Below are 14,758 nucleotides of genomic sequence, written 5' to 3'. Positions count from 1 at the left end.
GGCGCCGGATCGGCGATGTTCATGCCTGCGCGGTACTGGCCGCCGGCCTGTCGCCGAGCCACTGCGCAAGGTGCAGCAGCACACCTGCCGGATCCCATACGTAAGTGACCAGCGCCCCGTAAACCTCGCGCTTCGGCGGCGCCACGCGGGCGCTGCCGAACCTGCCGGTATCGAGAAGCGCCCCTACCTGTGCGTGAGCCGCCGCCGCGTCGGCCACGGTCACGTGCAGCATCGTGTTCTCGACCCACTCCTTGGCGTAGGCGTTCTGCAGGTAGAAGCGGTGGCTGCCGTTGGCCAGCAGGGCCAGGCTGGCATCCTCGTACTCGGCCTGCCAGCCCAGCGCCACGTAGAACGACTTCGACACGGCGAAGTCGGCGGCACCGACAAAGGGCCGCACGTCGCGCACTTGCAGGTCGATTGCCGCCAGAGGTGTCACTCCGGCACCCCGCACATGCAGTGGGTCAGCGCCATGAACGGCTTTTTCTGCGCCGTCATCTCGTTCAGCCAGTTCAGCTCCTTCACGACATGGCCCGCCACGCCGGCGGGGATGCCGGCCGGTGCGAGCACCGAGCCCACCTGTTTCGCCACGGCGGCGTCGATGATGTCGCTGACGGCTTGCGGCGCGCCGAAGAAATCGAGCAGCTTGTCGAAGCGCGTTGTCTCGCGCTCGATATAGACGATGCGCGGGTCGGTACCGAGCTTGGCGCGGCGCGCCGCCGAGCGCACCGCGTCATTGAAGCTGCCCAGCGTGTCGACCAGGCCGCGCTCCTGCGCCTGCGCACCGGTCCACACCCTGCCCTGCGCCACGGCGTCGATCTTCTCCGGCGTGCTCTTGCGGGCTTGCGCGGCCTTCGTCGTGAATTCGGCATAGACGTGGTTGATCGACGATTGCAGCAGCTGGCCGAAGCGCGGATCCATCGGCCGCGTCGGGTTGCCGGCATCGCCCAGCCACGTGGTTGGCTGGCCGCCGGTGTGGATGCCCAGCTTGTCCATGACCTTGTCGACGGTGGGGAACAGGGCGAACACGCCGATCGAGCCGGTGATCGTCGATGCATCGGCGATCACTTCATCGGACGACATCGAGATCCAGTAGCCGCCCGATGCCGCCAGGTTGCCCATCGAGACGACCACCGGCTTGCCGGCCGCGCGCGTCAGTTCCAGTTCGCGCCGGATCAGTTCCGAGCCGAACGCGCTGCCGCCGGGCGAATCGACGCGCAGCACGATGGCCTTGATGCTGTCGTCCTCGCGCGCCATGCGGATCAGGTTCGATGTCGACAGGCCGCCGATCGCGCCCGGCGCCGCGATGCCGTCGCCGATCTCGCCGACCGCCATCACCACGCCGATCGCGTCGCCCGTCATCTGCGGCACCAGGCGCGCCAGGTATTCGTCGAAGCCGACCTGCCGGAACGACTTGTTCTCCAGGTCCGGCGCGCCGTGGCTGAGGACCAGCGCGCGGATCTCGTCGCGCGTCTTCAGGCCATCGACCAGCTTCACGCCCAGCGCCATCCTTGCCAGGTTGCCGCCGCTCTGCTCCACCAGGGCCGGCAGGTTCTCGATGCCGCGCGCGATCGTGCCGGCCGGCAGCTTGCGGGCCGTTTCCACATCCTGCAGGTAGCGGTTCCACAGATCGTTGTTCAGGTAGGCCTCCGCTTCCATCGCGGCCGGCGACGGGCCGTTGGCCACCAGCGGCTCGGCGGCGCTCTTGAAGTTACCCACTTTCAGCAGGTTCACCGTGACGCCTAGCTTGTCGAGGGCATCGCGGTAATATGTGCGGTACTTGCCGTAGCCGTCCAGGATCACGGTGCCCATCGGGTGCAGGTAGACTTCGCTGGCATGGGCGGCGATCTGGTACTGGCCCTGATTGTAGTTCGAGCCCCAGGCCACCACCTTCTTGCCGCTGGCGCGGAAGCGGTCGATGGCCGCGGCGATCTCGCGCTGCATCGCCGGGCCGCCGCCTTCCATTTCATCGACCAGCAGCAGGGCGCCGCCGATGTCCGGATCGCGGGCTGCATTGTCCAGCACGCGCAGCACGTCGCGCAGCTGGATGTAGCGGCGCACATTGTCGTCGCCGAGATTGGCCAGCGCGGCCAGCTTGGCGCCGCCCGGCGCCTGCTCGACCAGCTGCCCGTTCAAATTCAGGACCAGCATCGTCTTGTCGCCCAGCGGCTTGGCGCCGCCGCCAAACAGCGCGTACAGCAGCGCGATGACGATGACCAGGAAAATCAGGTTCATCACGGCGCGGCGGCTGGCATCGATGAAGCGCCACACGCGGCCAACGCCGCCTCGGATATAGGAAAACACGGATCGGGACACGGGCAACTCCGAGATAATGTTGATAAGGTGACTCTATACGTGACTGTATCAGTTTGCGCCAGCCAGCGCGCCACGCCTTCCGGGTGAGGAAACCAGCCACAGCCCGGCAAACACGAGCAGGCCATTGACGAGCAGCAGTTCCAGCCCCAGCCGATAGCTGCCGAAGAACAGGTGCTGCCAGTGTTCCAGCAGCGCGCACAGGACCGGCCCGGCGATGACGACGGCGGGCACCAGCCGGTCGCGCACGGCGCGGCGCGTCAGCAGCCCGAAGCCGAACAGGCCCAGCAGAGGACCATAGGTGTACCCGGCCAGCTTCAGGATCACGCCGATCATGCTGGCGCTGTCGATCCACTTGAACACCATTACCAGCAGCAGGAACAGCGCGCAGAAGCCCAGGTGCACGCGGTGGCGCCAGCGCATGGCAGTCCGTTCGTCCAGTGCATGGGCTCCCTTTCTGCGCTGCACGCCCAGCAGGTCGATGCAGAACGATGACGTGAGCGCGGTGATCGCGCCGTCGGCGCTGGGGAACAGCGCCGATACCAGGGCGATGAAGAAGACCAGCTGCATCGCGGCCGGCAGGTGCTCCATCACGATCGTCGGGAACAGCTTGTCGCCGCTGGCCGTCACGCCGGCCTGCGGCGCATACAGGTGCAGCAGGCCGCCAAGGAACAGGAACAGCCCCAGCACGATCACGAGGATGACCGTGAGCAGCAGCATGTTCTTCTGCGCTCCGCGCAAGGTGCGCACCGAGATATTCTTCTGCATCATTTCCTGGTCCATGCCGGTCATCGCGATCGTGATGAAGGCGCCGGCCACCACCTGCTTCCACAGGTAGCCGGGACTGTCGACGTTGAAGTCGAACACGCGCGCCAGGCCCGCCGCCTGCATCTGCGCCAGGCTGTCCGCCACGGACAGGTTCATCGCGTGCAGCAGGAACCACACGCAGGCGGCCAGGCCGGCCAGCATGCCGGTAGTCTGCAGCGTGTCGGTCCAGACGATCGTCTTCACCCCGCCCTCGTACGTATAAAGCAGGATCATCAGCAGGATCACCAGGTTGGTGGCCCAGAACGGCACGCCCAGGCGGTCCAGGATGGTGGCCTGCAGGATGTTGACGACCAGGTACAGCCGCGCGGTGGCGCCCAGCGTGCGCGAGACGATGAAGAACGCGGCGCCGCTCTGGCAGGCGCGCCGGCCCAGCCGCACGTCGAGGTAATGATAGATCGAGGTCAGTTTCAGGCGGTAGTACAGCGGCAGCAGCACGAACGTCACGGCCAGGTAGCCGATCACGTAGCCGGCGGTGATCTGCAGGTAGCCGAAGCCGTCGCGCCCGACGGCGCCGGGCACGCTGACGAACGTGACGCCGGACAGCGTGGTGCCGACCATGCCGAACGCGACCAGCGCCCAGCTGGAGTTCTTGTTGCCGATGAAGAAGCTGGCGTTGTCGGCGTTGCGGGAAGTGGCCCAGGCCACCGCCAGCAGCAGGCCGAAATACGCGAAGATGACGAAAAACAGGAAAGCCGGGGACATGCTCGATGCATCCAAAGTGTGAATCGGCAGCAATATACACTGGCCGCCGGGCTACAATCGCCGGAGTCAAAGAGGAAATCCGTATGTACAGTGAAGCTACCCGGCAATTCGCGCGCGAGCAGGAAGCGCTGATCCTGCCGCTCGAGGTACGCATCCATGCGCAGGCCGACGGCCGCGCCGCGGGCCGCGAGGAATGCATGCGCGACTATGCGCGCGTGCTGTATTCGTCGTCGTTCCGGCGGCTGCAGGGCAAGATGCAGCTGCTCGGCGTGGATGCCAGTAATTTCAACCGCAACCGGCTGACGCACAGCCTGGAGGTGGCGCAGATCGCCCGCTCGATCGCCGCCGACCTGGGGCTGGAACGCAGCGTGGTGGCCGAAACGTGCGCGCTGGCGCACGACCTGGGCAATCCGCCGTTCGGCCATTACGGCGAGCGCATCCTCGACGAACTGGGCGCGGAACATGGCGGCTTCGAGGGCAATGCCCAGGCCTTCCGCATCCTGCGCACCCTGGAAAAAAAGCACCACGCCTATGCGGGCCTGAACCTGACGGTGCGTACGCTGGCCGGCATCACCAAGTATTTCTACCGCCGTGCGGACAACCCGAAGAAATTCCTGTACGACGAGGACTTTCACTTCCTCTCCGGTGAAATGGCGCGGCATGGCCTGGCGATCCGCAAGACCATCGACGCACAGATCATGGACCTGTCGGACGAGATTGCTTACGCCGCGCACGACCTGGAGGATGCGATGAGCTTCGGCATCATCACCTGGGGCGAGATCCTGCACGAATTCCGCATCAGCCGCGACTTCGCCGACGCCTTCGAACCGTTTTCGCGCATCGCCCACGGCGCCCACGAAGAAGCGCTGAAAAGCGAAGCGCAAGCCAGTTCCGAGGAATATTCGATCGTGCTGCGCAAGGAGATGACGTCGCAGATCGTGCACGAGCTGTGCCGCGATATCGCCGTGATCGATGGCAAGCATGGCCAGGAACTCGGCTACCGCACGATGGGGCCGCTGGCGCGCGGCCTGAAGACGCTGCTGTGGAAGGCGATCCTGCGCAAGAAGGACGTCCAGCTGTACGAGAAAAAAGGCGAGAAGATCATCCGCGGCCTGTTCGAAGTACTGACCGACCGCCGCTACAACCGCGACAACGTGCTGCTGCCGCCCGAGCTGCGCTGCCTGGCCGACTCGCGCGAACGCCTCGTGCTCGACTACCTGGCCGGCATGATGGACGTGAACGCCGCCGTCGAATACGAAAAATACTTCGGCAAAGGCAGCCTTGAGCGCATCTATGGCTGACGGCAATACCGGTGACAAAGCCGGTGACAGGCAACTATCAATGAGAGATATTTCCGAAGTGCCGGTGCCTGGCGCCGAGTCTGGCGATCCCTGGAGGGAAGCCGAGCTGGCCGGTTTCCTGCTGCCCGAACAGCAGGCGCACATCCATGAACAGGGCTGGCTGAAGATGCTGGCGCCGCGCGCCGCCGGCGGTGCCGAGCTGCCGCTGCCGGAAGTGGTGCGGCTGGAAGAACGGCTTGCCGCCACCGACGGCAGCCTGGGATGGGTCGTCACGCTGTGCGCGGGGGCCGGCTGGTTCGCCGGTTTCCTGCCGCCGCACGTGGCACGCGACATCATGGCGGTGCCGGGCGCCTGCCTGGCCGGCAGCGGTGCCGCGACCGGCTTTGCCGATGCCGATGGCGACGATGTCGTGATCACCGGCCGGTGGGATTACGCCAGCGGCGCACCAATGGCCACGCACTTCACGCTGAACGCGGTGCTGCGCGCGCGCGGCGAAGTGCTGCGCGACGCGCATGGCAAACCGCTCATCCGCGCCTTCGTCGTCCCGGCGCGGCATGTCGCGCTGGAAGCCTCTTGGCAGTCGATCGGACTGCGCGCCTCCGCCTCGCACGCTTACCGGATCGATGGCGCGCGGGTGCCGGCCAGCCACGGTTTCACGATCGACGCCGTGCATGCCACGGCCGAGGGGCCGCTGTACCGCTTCCCGTTCATGGCGCTCGCCTACGTGACGCTGGCGGCCAACCTGGTCGGCATGGCCGGCCGTTTCGTGGCGCTGGCCGGGCCGCTGATCGCCGTGCGGCGCCAGCATGGCAGCGGCGTGCCGCTGGGCGAAGTTCCCGCGGTGGCGGCGCGGCTCGCAACGGCGCGGGAAGAGCTGGCAGCGCATCGCGCGGCATTGTACGAGGAGCTCGACCGTGCCTGGGCCGACGTGCTGCGCCGCTCCGTTGCGGACGAGGCGAACCTGCAGCGGGTATCCTTGCAGCTGGTGGATACCTGCCGCCGTACCGTCGACGGCCTGTACCCGTACTGCGGCTTGCAGGCGGCGCGCGAGGATGCCCCGATCAACCGGGTCTGGCGCGATTTCCATACCGCCACGCAGCATGCGCTGCTGCTGCCGAACCAACCCAGCCAGGAGGCATGAGCGATGAAACAGCACCGTTACCGCATCACTGTCGAACACCTGCAGGACCCGGGTGGCAATCCCGTCACGCGCACCCCGCTGACGTTCGAGACCGGCAACCACGACGACATTTTTTCCATCGTCGAGCGCATGCGCGGGCGTGGCGACTTCGATGCGGAAACCGCCACGTCGCTGGCCGTCGGGCTGAAGCTGTTTTCCGAGGTCATGCTGGAAAACCGCGACCACCCGCTGTTCACCGAATTGCAGCCGCACTTCAAGCAGTTCATGAAGCACCTGAAGAAAGGGCCCGCGCTGCCGGACGAGCCCGCGATGGATCCCGAAACGCCCTAGTGTGCGACCGCGCGCAGCGGTTCGCCTGACGTGGCAGGCCGCGGGTTGAGCCGGTCCAGCCGGCCGGACAGCACCGTCAGGCCATAAGCACCCAGCACGACGAGCGCGCCGATCCAGCCGGTGTGCACGAGGCCGAGATGTTCGACGATGTGGCCGCCGCCCCAGGCGCCGCCGGCAATGCCGAGGTTGAAGGCGGCGATGTTCAGGCCCGATGCCACGTCGACGGCGCGCGGCGTGTAGTGTTCCGCCTGCTGCACCACGTACACCTGCAGGCCGGCCACATTGCCGAATGCGACCGCGCCCCACAGCAGGACCGTCAGCACCACCAGCCACGGGTGCGGTGCGGTAAAGGTCAGCGCCAGCAGCACGGCGGCCAGGCCGAGGAAGATGATCTTCAGGGCGTCGACCGGGCCGCGCCGGTCCGCCAGCTTGCCGCCCCAGATATTGCCGGCCGCCACAGAGACACCATACACCAGCATCACCACCCCGACGGCGCTCTCGCCAAAGCCGGCAACCTGCTGCAGGATCGGCGCGAGGAAGGTGAACGCGATGAAGGAACCGCCGTAGCCGACCGCTGTCATGGCATAGACCAGCAGCAGCCGGGGTTGCGCCAGCACCTGCATCTGCGCCAGCAGCGATGCCGGCTTCGTGTGCTGGATGTCCTTCGGTACGTACAGCAGGCTGCCGATGAAGGCGATGACACCCAGCGCCGATACGGCCAGGAAGGTTTCGCGCCAGCCGAAGTGCTGGCCGGTGAAGGTACCCAGCGGCACGCCGGTCACCAGCGCCACCGTCAGGCCGGTAAACATGATGGCGATCGCGCTGGCCGCCTTTTCCTTCGGTACCAGCGACGTGGCGATGGTGGAGCCGATGGAGAAAAATACGCCGTGCGCCAGCCCGGTGAGGATGCGCGCGGCCACCAGCGATTCATAGCCGGGCGCCTGCCAGGCCAGCAGGTTGCCGGCAGTGAAAAGCACCATCAGTGCCAGCAGCAGCATCTTGCGCGGCAGCTTGCCGGTGAGCGCTGTCAGCACGGGAGCGCCGACTGCTACGCCCAGCGCATACAGGCTGACGAGCAGGCCGGCCGAGGGCAGCGTGACGTGCAGATCGGCGGCAATGGTAGGCAGCAGGCCGACGATGACGAACTCGGTGGTTCCGATGGCGAAGGCGCTGATCGTCAGCGCCAGCAAGGCAATGGGCATGGATGACTCCTGTAAAGTAGCGGGATGCCGTGCAGTATCACGGAAGTCATTCTTTCGAAAAAGCCGCGCTCCGGCAGAACATATTTGATCCACACGCAACAATCCTGACCATGAATAGTGAAGCCCTTGCCCTGCTGCTCATCCGCGAAATGCCTTACGGAAAATACCAGGGACGCAAGCTGGCCGACCTGCCCGGCCATTACCTCGGGTGGCTGGCGCGTGAAGGTTTTCCGAAAGGGGAACTGGGCGCACTGCTGGCCCTGATGTACGAACTCGACCACAACGCCTTGCGCGGGCTGCTCGATCCGCTACGCCAGCGATGACGAGCTGATTTCGGCGCGAAAATGCCCATTCCGGCATGGCTAGCACTGTTACATTCGTCTACAGCTGTGTTACTTTTCAATGAGGCTTTGTCCTACACGCCCCCCTCCTGACCGCTTATAAAAACGTCCATCCAACGGGCCTAAGATGAGCGCTCCCTTACACGACTTGCACACGAATCCAGTGTGACGACAGGTCAGGTAAAGGATGTGCAATGTTCATCACGATTTAAGGAGAGAACCATGGCATCATCTAACCAGGGCAACAACCAGGGCGGCAACAAGGGCAACAACCAGAGTGGCGATACCAGCAACCGCGGTTTTGCTTCCATGGACCCTGAACGCCAGCGCGAAATCGCCTCCGAAGGCGGCCGCGCGGCACACGCTTCCGGCAATGCGCATGAATTCACCTCGGAAGAGGCACGCAAGGCCGGCAGCATGAGCCACAAGAACGATGGCAACCGCCAGAGCGGCAACCAGGGCAATCAAGGCTCGAGCGGCGGCGGCAACCAGGGTGGCCAGGGTGGCGGCACCCGCGGCGGCACGCCTGAACAGCATGCCCAGGCCGGTCGTCAGAGCCACAAGAACGACGACAAGCGCTAGCGGAAGCCGGTAGCAGCATCCCGGCGCCCATGCGCGGTTCCCGGCCATTCGGGAACACCGAAAGCCGCTCGAAGGAGCGGCTTTCCCGTTTTGACGGACGCTTTGCGTGGTGCCGGCACGCACCGCCATCCACGCCGTTTCACCAGGCTCATCTTCAACGGAGCCAGCGTTCAGCGATCCTTTCAGCGATCCGGTAGAGCCAGTGCGAGCCGCCGGCCCTCGCCCATCATGCGCTCGAAGTCGGCGGCGGCGATTGGCTGGCTGAACAGGTAGCCCTGCAGCTGGTCGCAGCCGAGCTCGCGCAGGAAAGCCATCTGGTCCATCGTTTCGACGCCCTCGGCGACGATCTCCTGCCGCATCTGCTGCGCCATCGTGACGATCGCCCGCGCGATCGCGCAGTCGTTTTCCTCGTGCGGCAGGCCGACCACGAACGCGCGGTCGATCTTCAGGGTGCTGATCGGGAATTTCTTCAGGTAGGCAAGGCTCGAGTACCCGGTGCCGAAGTCGTCCAGCGCCAGCGCCAGCCCCATCGCCACCAGCTCGTTCATGATCGCGATCACGCTATCGGCACCGCGTACCAGCAGGCTTTCGGTAATCTCCAGCATGACCTGCTCGGGATGCACCTGGTAGCGCTCCAGTACATCGGCCATGCGCTGCGGCAGGCCGCGGTCGAACTGCCGCGCCGACAGGTTGAGCGCGATCGGTGGCATCGCCAGGCCGGCCTCGCGCCATTGGCGGATTTGCCGGCACGCTTCTTCGATGACCCAGTTGCCGAGCTCCATGATCAGCCCGGTTTCCTCCGCCACCGGAATGAACACGCCCGGCGATATCAGTCCGCGCACCGGATGGCGCCAGCGCAGCAGCGCTTCGGCGCCGACGATCCGGCCACTGCGCAGGCTGACTTTCGGCTGGTAGTACAGCAGCAGTTCGCCGTTCGCCAGCGCATCGCGCAGTTCGCTTTCGATGCGCAGGTGTTCCTTGACGCGCTGGTTCATCTCTTCGGAAAAGAACAGCAGCGCCGGCTCCATGCTGTTGCCGGCGCGCGTGGCGGCCACGTCGGCGCCGCGCAGCAGCGCGCCCGGTTCGTGCGCATCCTCGGGCCAGACCGCGATGCCCACCTGGGTGCCGACCTGCAGCGAGTGCGTGCCCACGGCAATCGGTGCCGCCAGCACGTCGACCAGCTTGCGCGCCACCAGTGCCGCATGTTCGCGCCGGTCGATGCGCGGCAGCCCGATGGCGAACTTGCCGCCACCGAGCCGCGCCAGGATATCTCCCTCGCGCAGCCGCGAGCGCAGCAAGCGGGCAGCCTCGACGAGCACCGCGTTGCCCACGTCGTGGCCCAGCGTGTCGGCGATGGCGCCCAGCCGCGTGACCTCCACGACCAGCAGCGCGCCGGGCTCGCGGTTGCGCCGCGCCTCGGCCATGGCCTGTGCCAGCAACTGCATCAGCAAGCCCTGGTTCGGCAAACCGGTCAATGCGTCGTAATTGGCCATGCGCTGCATGCGCGCCTCGGCATTCTTGTGCACGCTGATGTCGCTGAACAGGGAGAACGCATGACTGATCCGGCCTGCCTCGTCGCGCACGGCACCGACGATCACCGATTGCGGGAACAGCTCGCCGTTCTTGCGGCGGCCCACGATCTCGCCGCGCCATGGTCCGGCGCCCGCCATCGCGGCCCGCACCTGCACGCCGAAGCCGGCATCGTGCAGGGCCGCGCGCAACAGGTCGGGTGTCTTGCCGATCGCCTCGGCCATCGTGTAGCCGGTGATGCGCGTGAACGCACTGTTGACGGAGACAATGCGTTCGCCGGCATCGGTAATCATGACGCCCTGGTCGGTGTCGTCGATGATGCGGCCATGCAGGCTCGCTTTCGCCGCCACCGACAGGCCTTCATCCACCTGCGCCAGCCGCACCTGCATGCCGGCGGTGTCGCCCGTGTCATCCTTCATCAGCATGATGGACAGCCGGACGCGGATGGTATCGCCGGACTTCTTGCGGCGGCGCACCTCGGCGCTGGCCTGGTCCGTTTCCACGACCAGTTCGGCGATGCTGCTTTCCTCGTCGTCATCCGTGTACAGGAACAGCACGTGCCGGCCGACAGCTTCGCCGGCCGTGTAGCCGAACATCCGCACGGCGCCGGCGTTCCAGGCGGTGACGTAACCGGCCAGGTCGAGTTCCAGCGCCGCCTCGGCAGCTTCGACCGGCTGCGGCCGGTCGCCCGGTTCCGCCTGCGCACCCGCTTCGGCCAGCGCACTTTCGAGCTGGCCGAGCGTGTTCGCCAGCGCGGCGCCCGCTTGCGAGCGGGCCGCGCGGCACAGCGCCAGGCAGCGCGCGATCGCCGTGTCATCCATGGGATCGGCCAGCCACGTCGCCGGTCACGACCAGCATCCATTCATTGGCCTCGACGACCATCGCGTTGAAATCGGCGGCAGGCAGCCGGGCACGGTCGAGCGCCGCGGCCACCGGCCCGAAATCGCTCCGTTCCGCTGCTTCCACCAGCGCCAGCAATGCGCCCTGCTCGCCCTGGCGATCCAGCAGCGCCCCCTGGACGGCATCGGCGATCGCCAGCGGCGCCAGCACGTCGGCCAGGGGCGCGCCGAACAGCACGCCCAGCAGCGAAAACATGCCGGTCATGAATGCCTGCTCCTGGTTCAGCCGGTCCAGGCCAATGGCGCGGGCCAGCAGCTCCATCAGTCGCGCCCGCACCGATACCCGTGCCAGCAGCATCGCCGAGCGTTCGTCGCCGCGGCGTGCCGCGAACAGCATCAGGTTCAGCCAGCGCCGCAGTTGCTGCCGGCCCAGCAGCAGGATGGCTTGCGAGAAGCTCGTCACCTTGCGGCCGCTGCCCATGCCCAGCGAATTGACAAGCCGCAGCAGGTGATACGACAACGTGGCGTCGCGGCGCAGGAGTTCCTCGATGTCGTGGGTATCCGCATCGGCGGCGACGCGCTGCACCAGCTGCAACGCCAGTGCGCGCGATGCCGCACCATTGCCGGCGGGCCGCTGCGGCAGTGCCAGTGCCCAGTCGCCCTCGATCCACATCACATGGCCGGGCAAGGAGTTGCCGGGCGGCCGATCGGCATGCACGGTACGGCCGGACGGCAACTCATGCCACCCGGCTTTGCGCAACGGTTCGGCGCAGCGCTCGGACAGGCCGGGCCGGTAATGACAGGGGATGCGCGCCGCCAGTCGCAGCAGCGGTTGCGCGGGCTCTTCCGGCGGGCCGCCGGAAAGCGCCAGCACCAGTCCCGCCGGATTGCCCTGGCGGTCGGCAAGCAACTGCAGGAATAGCGTATTCATGGGGAGGATCTCTCGAAGGGCGGGAGCCGACGAAGAGGATAGTACCCCCGAATAATTGGCGACAGTCAACAGTTACCGCAACACAATTCCACGCAAAAGCTTGCCATGACGCATCTTATTGATGCACCGCAATCATGCCGCGGGCAGGTGCCGGCACATCCGCTCGAACAGCACGCCGGCGCGCATGCGCGCCAGCCACCATTGCAGCGCGGCGCCCGTTTCGCCGGTGCGCCAGGCCAGATAGAAGGTTTCGTCCGGTTTCGGTTCCTCGACCTCCTTCTCCACCAGCAGGCCGGCGGCGATCGCGGCGCGCGCGCACGGCTCGGGCAGGAAGCCAAAGCCGAGGCCGGCGACCTGGTACTGCACCTTGGCCGCCATGTCGGGCACCGTCAGCGTATCCTGCCCCAGCAACAGGCCCACAGTGCGGGGTGCCATCTGCCGCGCCGAATCGGCCATTGCCACTGCGCGGTATTGCTGCAGGTGCGTGCGCCCGAGGCGGCCCTGGACGGCTGCCAGCGGGTGGGATGGCGCCACCGCGAACACCCAGCCCAGCGTGCCGATCGGCTCGGAAACGTAGCCGCCGCCGGCCGGGCCATCTCCTGGCGCGCCGATCACCAGGTCGACGCGCCGGTCCAGCAGCGCTTCCCAGGTACCGGACAGCGCCTCGCGCACGATGCGCAGGCGCGTCTGCTGCGCAACTTCGTAGAAGGCGCGGATGTCGTCGCCGAATGCGAGGCTGGAAAACATCGAGTCATGGCCGATCGCCAGCTCGGTTTCCCAGCCGGATGCCACACGCCTGACCCGGTGCTCCAGGTCTTGTGCCGCGCGCAGCAGGTAGCGGCCTTCTTTCAGCAGTTCACGGCCGGCTTTCGTCAACTCCACTTTCGGGCCGTTGCGCTCGAACACCTGCACCCCGAGATCATCCTCGAGCTTGCCCACGGTGTATGAAATGGTCGAAGGCACGCGGTGCAATTCCTTGCCGGCGGCGGAAAAGGAGCCGCGGCGATCGATGGCATCGACGATCTGCAGGGCTTCCAGGCTGAGTCTGAGCATGTTCGAAATTTTCGATAATTGAACGGTATTTTTTCCGTTTTTTGATTCGTTCGGGGCGGCGTATAGTAGTTACATCCGAGCAGCGAACACCACGAAACAGGTGTTCGAAACGATCGCAAACAACATTCAAGGAGCATATCATGCAAGAAGTCCGTCGCAGTGAAGAACGCGGTGTCGCCAACCACGGCTGGCTCGATTCCCGCCATACCTTCTCGTTTGGCCATTACCACGATCCGCGTCACATGGGCTTTGGCCCGCTGCTGGTGATCAACGAGGACAAGGTGATGCCGGGCCAGGGCTTCGGCACGCATGGCCACCGCGACATGGAGATCATTTCCTACGTGCTGGAAGGCGCGCTGGAACACCAGGACAGCATGGGCAACGGCAGCGTGCTGCGCTACGGCGACGTGCAGCGCATGACGGCCGGCACCGGCGTGCGGCACAGCGAGTTCAACCACTCGAAGACCGAGCGCGTGCACTTCCTGCAGATCTGGGTGCAGCCATCCGAAGCCGGTATTGCCCCGGGCTACGAGGAAAAGCATTTCTCGCCTGAGAGCAAGCAGGGCAAGCTGCGCCTGATCGCCTCCCCGAACGGCCACGATGGCTCGGTACTGATTCACCAGGATGCGCGCATCTATGCGACGATCCTCAACGAGGGCGACAGCGTGACGCACGCCCTGGACGAAGAGCGCACCGGCTACGTCCATGTGATCCGCGGCACGGTGAGTGTCAACGGCACCGCGCTGAAAGGCGGCGACGCGCTGAAGATCACCCGCGAAACGCAGGTGAAGCTGGATCACGCCGAAGCTGCCGAGGTGCTGGTGTTCGACCTGCCTTACTGATCGGTAGCATGGAAGAGCCCGTCTCCCGTGCCAGTGGCAGGGATGCGGGCTCGACCGTTGGCCGCTTCTGCCGGAACCGCAATCTTTGCTATGATGAAGGGCTTATACGTACCCGAATGAAAAGAGCTTAGCCATGCTGCCCGTCGCTGAAATCCCTGTCGATCCCGCCGATCTCGAATACGTCACCTCGTGCGCGCTGCCCACGCCGTGGGCGGAATTCACGCTGCACGCGTTCATCGAGCATTCGACCGGCAAGGAACACCTGGCGATGGTGCTGGGCGATATCGGCGACGGCGCGCCGGTGCTGGCGCGCGTGCACAGCGAGTGCCTGACGGGCGACGTGCTGTTTTCCCAGCGCTGCGACTGCGGCGCCCAGCTCGAAGGCGCGCTCCAGCGCATCGCGGCCGAAGGCCGCGGCGTGCTGCTGTACCTGCGCCAGGAAGGCCGCGGCATCGGCCTGCTGAACAAGATGCGCGCCTACCGGCTGCAGGAGGCGGGCGCCGATACCGTGCAGGCCAACGAGCAGCTCGGCTTCAAGCCGGACCAGCGCAGCTATGAGCTGGTGGCGCCGATGCTGCGCCAGTTCGGCGTGCGCGCCCTGCGCCTGATGACGAACAACCCGCGCAAAATCGCCGCGATGGAAAAGCTCGGCATGCCGGTCGCCGAACGCGTGCCGCTGCTGGTCAACCGCAACGTGTTCAACCAGCATTACCTGAACACCAAGGCGCTGAAGCTGGGCCACATGATGTCGCCCGTGGTCGCCACCGCCACCAGCGACGGCGAACAGTAATATCCACCCGATACTCCACGTATTTTCATCCGTAAG

The 14,758-nt window shown here is 66.0% G+C and carries 14 protein-coding genes; 7 read left to right on the top strand and 7 right to left on the bottom strand.

Features of this window, described 5'->3' with window-relative positions; genetic code table 11:
* Positions 1–19: 19 nt before the first annotated feature.
* The 3 genes from ACY34H_RS14900 to ACY34H_RS14890 are packed head-to-tail and all read right to left on the bottom strand — an operon-like array spanning position 20 to position 3,840.
* Positions 20–436 (bottom strand): VOC family protein, encoded by a 417-nt coding sequence (locus ACY34H_RS14900; RefSeq protein ID WP_464978252.1) that lies wholly within the window; start codon positions 434–436, stop codon positions 20–22.
* A complete protein-coding gene (gene sppA / locus ACY34H_RS14895) occupies positions 433–2,313 on the bottom strand; it encodes a signal peptide peptidase SppA (protein WP_464978251.1) in 1,881 nt (626 codons plus the stop codon). The genes ACY34H_RS14900 and sppA overlap by 4 nt, the downstream gene beginning before the upstream one ends.
* A gap of 48 nt (positions 2,314–2,361) precedes the next feature.
* A complete protein-coding gene (locus ACY34H_RS14890; protein ID WP_464978250.1) occupies positions 2,362–3,840 on the bottom strand; it encodes a sodium:solute symporter in 1,479 nt (492 codons plus the stop codon).
* Between the two features lie 83 nt (positions 3,841–3,923).
* On the opposite strand from ACY34H_RS14890, the gene dgt reads away from it, so the two are divergent.
* From dgt to ACY34H_RS14875, 3 genes are read left to right on the top strand one after another with little or no spacing between them, the layout of a single operon-like run.
* Entirely contained in the window at positions 3,924–5,141 is a 1,218-nt protein-coding gene (gene dgt, locus ACY34H_RS14885; RefSeq protein WP_464978249.1) for a dGTP triphosphohydrolase, read from the top strand.
* Positions 5,142–5,181: 40 nt separating this feature from the next.
* Positions 5,182–6,282 (top strand): acyl-CoA dehydrogenase family protein, encoded by a 1,101-nt coding sequence (locus ACY34H_RS14880; protein WP_464978248.1) that lies wholly within the window; start codon positions 5,182–5,184, stop codon positions 6,280–6,282.
* Positions 6,283–6,285: 3 nt separating this feature from the next.
* Positions 6,286–6,612: a DUF3861 domain-containing protein gene (locus ACY34H_RS14875; RefSeq protein ID WP_464978247.1), complete on the top strand. Its 327-nt coding sequence runs from the start codon at positions 6,286–6,288 to the stop codon at positions 6,610–6,612.
* Here the strand turns inward: ACY34H_RS14875 and ACY34H_RS14870 are convergent.
* Positions 6,609–7,814 carry an MFS transporter gene (locus ACY34H_RS14870; protein WP_464978246.1) on the bottom strand — a complete coding sequence of 402 codons (1,206 nt, stop codon included), beginning with the start codon at positions 7,812–7,814 and terminating at the stop codon, positions 6,609–6,611. The genes ACY34H_RS14875 and ACY34H_RS14870 overlap by 4 nt on opposite strands.
* Before the next feature lie 110 nt (positions 7,815–7,924).
* Here ACY34H_RS14870 and ACY34H_RS14865 point away from each other — a divergent pair, with 110 nt between their 5' ends.
* Positions 7,925–8,137, top strand: coding sequence for a DUF3820 family protein (locus tag ACY34H_RS14865; RefSeq protein ID WP_464978245.1), 213 nt, complete (start codon positions 7,925–7,927; stop codon positions 8,135–8,137).
* A gap of 240 nt (positions 8,138–8,377) precedes the next feature.
* On the top strand, positions 8,378–8,737 hold the full coding sequence (locus ACY34H_RS14860) for a KGG domain-containing protein (RefSeq protein ID WP_464978244.1): 360 nt from the start codon (positions 8,378–8,380) through the stop codon (positions 8,735–8,737).
* Between the two features lie 182 nt (positions 8,738–8,919).
* On the opposite strand, the gene ACY34H_RS14855 is transcribed toward ACY34H_RS14860, so the two are convergent.
* The 3 genes from ACY34H_RS14855 to ACY34H_RS14845 form a co-directional block, all read right to left on the bottom strand.
* Positions 8,920–11,088 (bottom strand): putative bifunctional diguanylate cyclase/phosphodiesterase, encoded by a 2,169-nt coding sequence (locus ACY34H_RS14855; RefSeq protein WP_464978243.1) that lies wholly within the window; start codon positions 11,086–11,088, stop codon positions 8,920–8,922.
* Positions 11,081–12,037, bottom strand: a complete 957-nt coding sequence (locus ACY34H_RS14850; protein WP_464978242.1) for an EAL and HDOD domain-containing protein — start codon at positions 12,035–12,037, stop codon at positions 11,081–11,083. The genes ACY34H_RS14855 and ACY34H_RS14850 overlap by 8 nt, the downstream gene beginning before the upstream one ends.
* Before the next feature lie 132 nt (positions 12,038–12,169).
* Positions 12,170–13,090: a LysR substrate-binding domain-containing protein gene (locus tag ACY34H_RS14845; protein ID WP_464978241.1), complete on the bottom strand. Its 921-nt coding sequence runs from the start codon at positions 13,088–13,090 to the stop codon at positions 12,170–12,172.
* A 140-nt stretch (positions 13,091–13,230) separates the two neighbouring features.
* On the opposite strand from ACY34H_RS14845, the gene ACY34H_RS14840 reads away from it, so the two are divergent.
* Together ACY34H_RS14840 and ribA are read left to right on the top strand one after the other, a co-directional pair.
* Positions 13,231–13,932, top strand: coding sequence for a pirin family protein (locus ACY34H_RS14840; protein ID WP_464978240.1), 702 nt, complete (start codon positions 13,231–13,233; stop codon positions 13,930–13,932).
* A 133-nt stretch (positions 13,933–14,065) separates the two neighbouring features.
* Positions 14,066–14,722 (top strand): GTP cyclohydrolase II, encoded by a 657-nt coding sequence (ribA, locus tag ACY34H_RS14835; protein ID WP_464978239.1) that lies wholly within the window; start codon positions 14,066–14,068, stop codon positions 14,720–14,722.
* The last annotated feature ends 36 nt before the right edge of the window (positions 14,723–14,758 follow it).

It is taken from the genome of Pseudoduganella sp. jia 9 (assembly GCF_055502615.1).
Note: the sequence above shows the minus strand (reverse complement) of the source record. Positions and strands in the feature narration are given on the sequence as shown.

Excerpts from the sequence above, each read along its gene's own strand:
- ACY34H_RS14870 (WP_464978246.1), bottom strand. The coding sequence starts at position 7,814 with ATGCCCATTGCCTTGCTGGCGCTGACGATCAGCGCCTTCGCCATCGGA.
- ACY34H_RS14855 (WP_464978243.1), bottom strand. The coding sequence starts at position 11,088 with ATGGATGACACGGCGATCGCGCGCTGCCTGGCGCTGTGCCGCGCGGCC.
- ACY34H_RS14860 (WP_464978244.1), top strand. The coding sequence starts at position 8,378 with ATGGCATCATCTAACCAGGGCAACAACCAGGGCGGCAACAAGGGCAAC.
- ACY34H_RS14875 (WP_464978247.1), top strand. The coding sequence starts at position 6,286 with ATGAAACAGCACCGTTACCGCATCACTGTCGAACACCTGCAGGACCCG.
- ACY34H_RS14890 (WP_464978250.1), bottom strand. The coding sequence starts at position 3,840 with ATGTCCCCGGCTTTCCTGTTTTTCGTCATCTTCGCGTATTTCGGCCTG.
- dgt (WP_464978249.1), top strand. The coding sequence starts at position 3,924 with ATGTACAGTGAAGCTACCCGGCAATTCGCGCGCGAGCAGGAAGCGCTG.
- ACY34H_RS14845 (WP_464978241.1), bottom strand. The coding sequence starts at position 13,090 with ATGCTCAGACTCAGCCTGGAAGCCCTGCAGATCGTCGATGCCATCGAT.
- ACY34H_RS14865 (WP_464978245.1), top strand. The coding sequence starts at position 7,925 with ATGAATAGTGAAGCCCTTGCCCTGCTGCTCATCCGCGAAATGCCTTAC.
- ACY34H_RS14880 (WP_464978248.1), top strand. The coding sequence starts at position 5,182 with ATGAGAGATATTTCCGAAGTGCCGGTGCCTGGCGCCGAGTCTGGCGAT.
- ACY34H_RS14840 (WP_464978240.1), top strand. The coding sequence starts at position 13,231 with ATGCAAGAAGTCCGTCGCAGTGAAGAACGCGGTGTCGCCAACCACGGC.
- ACY34H_RS14850 (WP_464978242.1), bottom strand. The coding sequence starts at position 12,037 with ATGAATACGCTATTCCTGCAGTTGCTTGCCGACCGCCAGGGCAATCCG.
- ribA (WP_464978239.1), top strand. The coding sequence starts at position 14,066 with ATGCTGCCCGTCGCTGAAATCCCTGTCGATCCCGCCGATCTCGAATAC.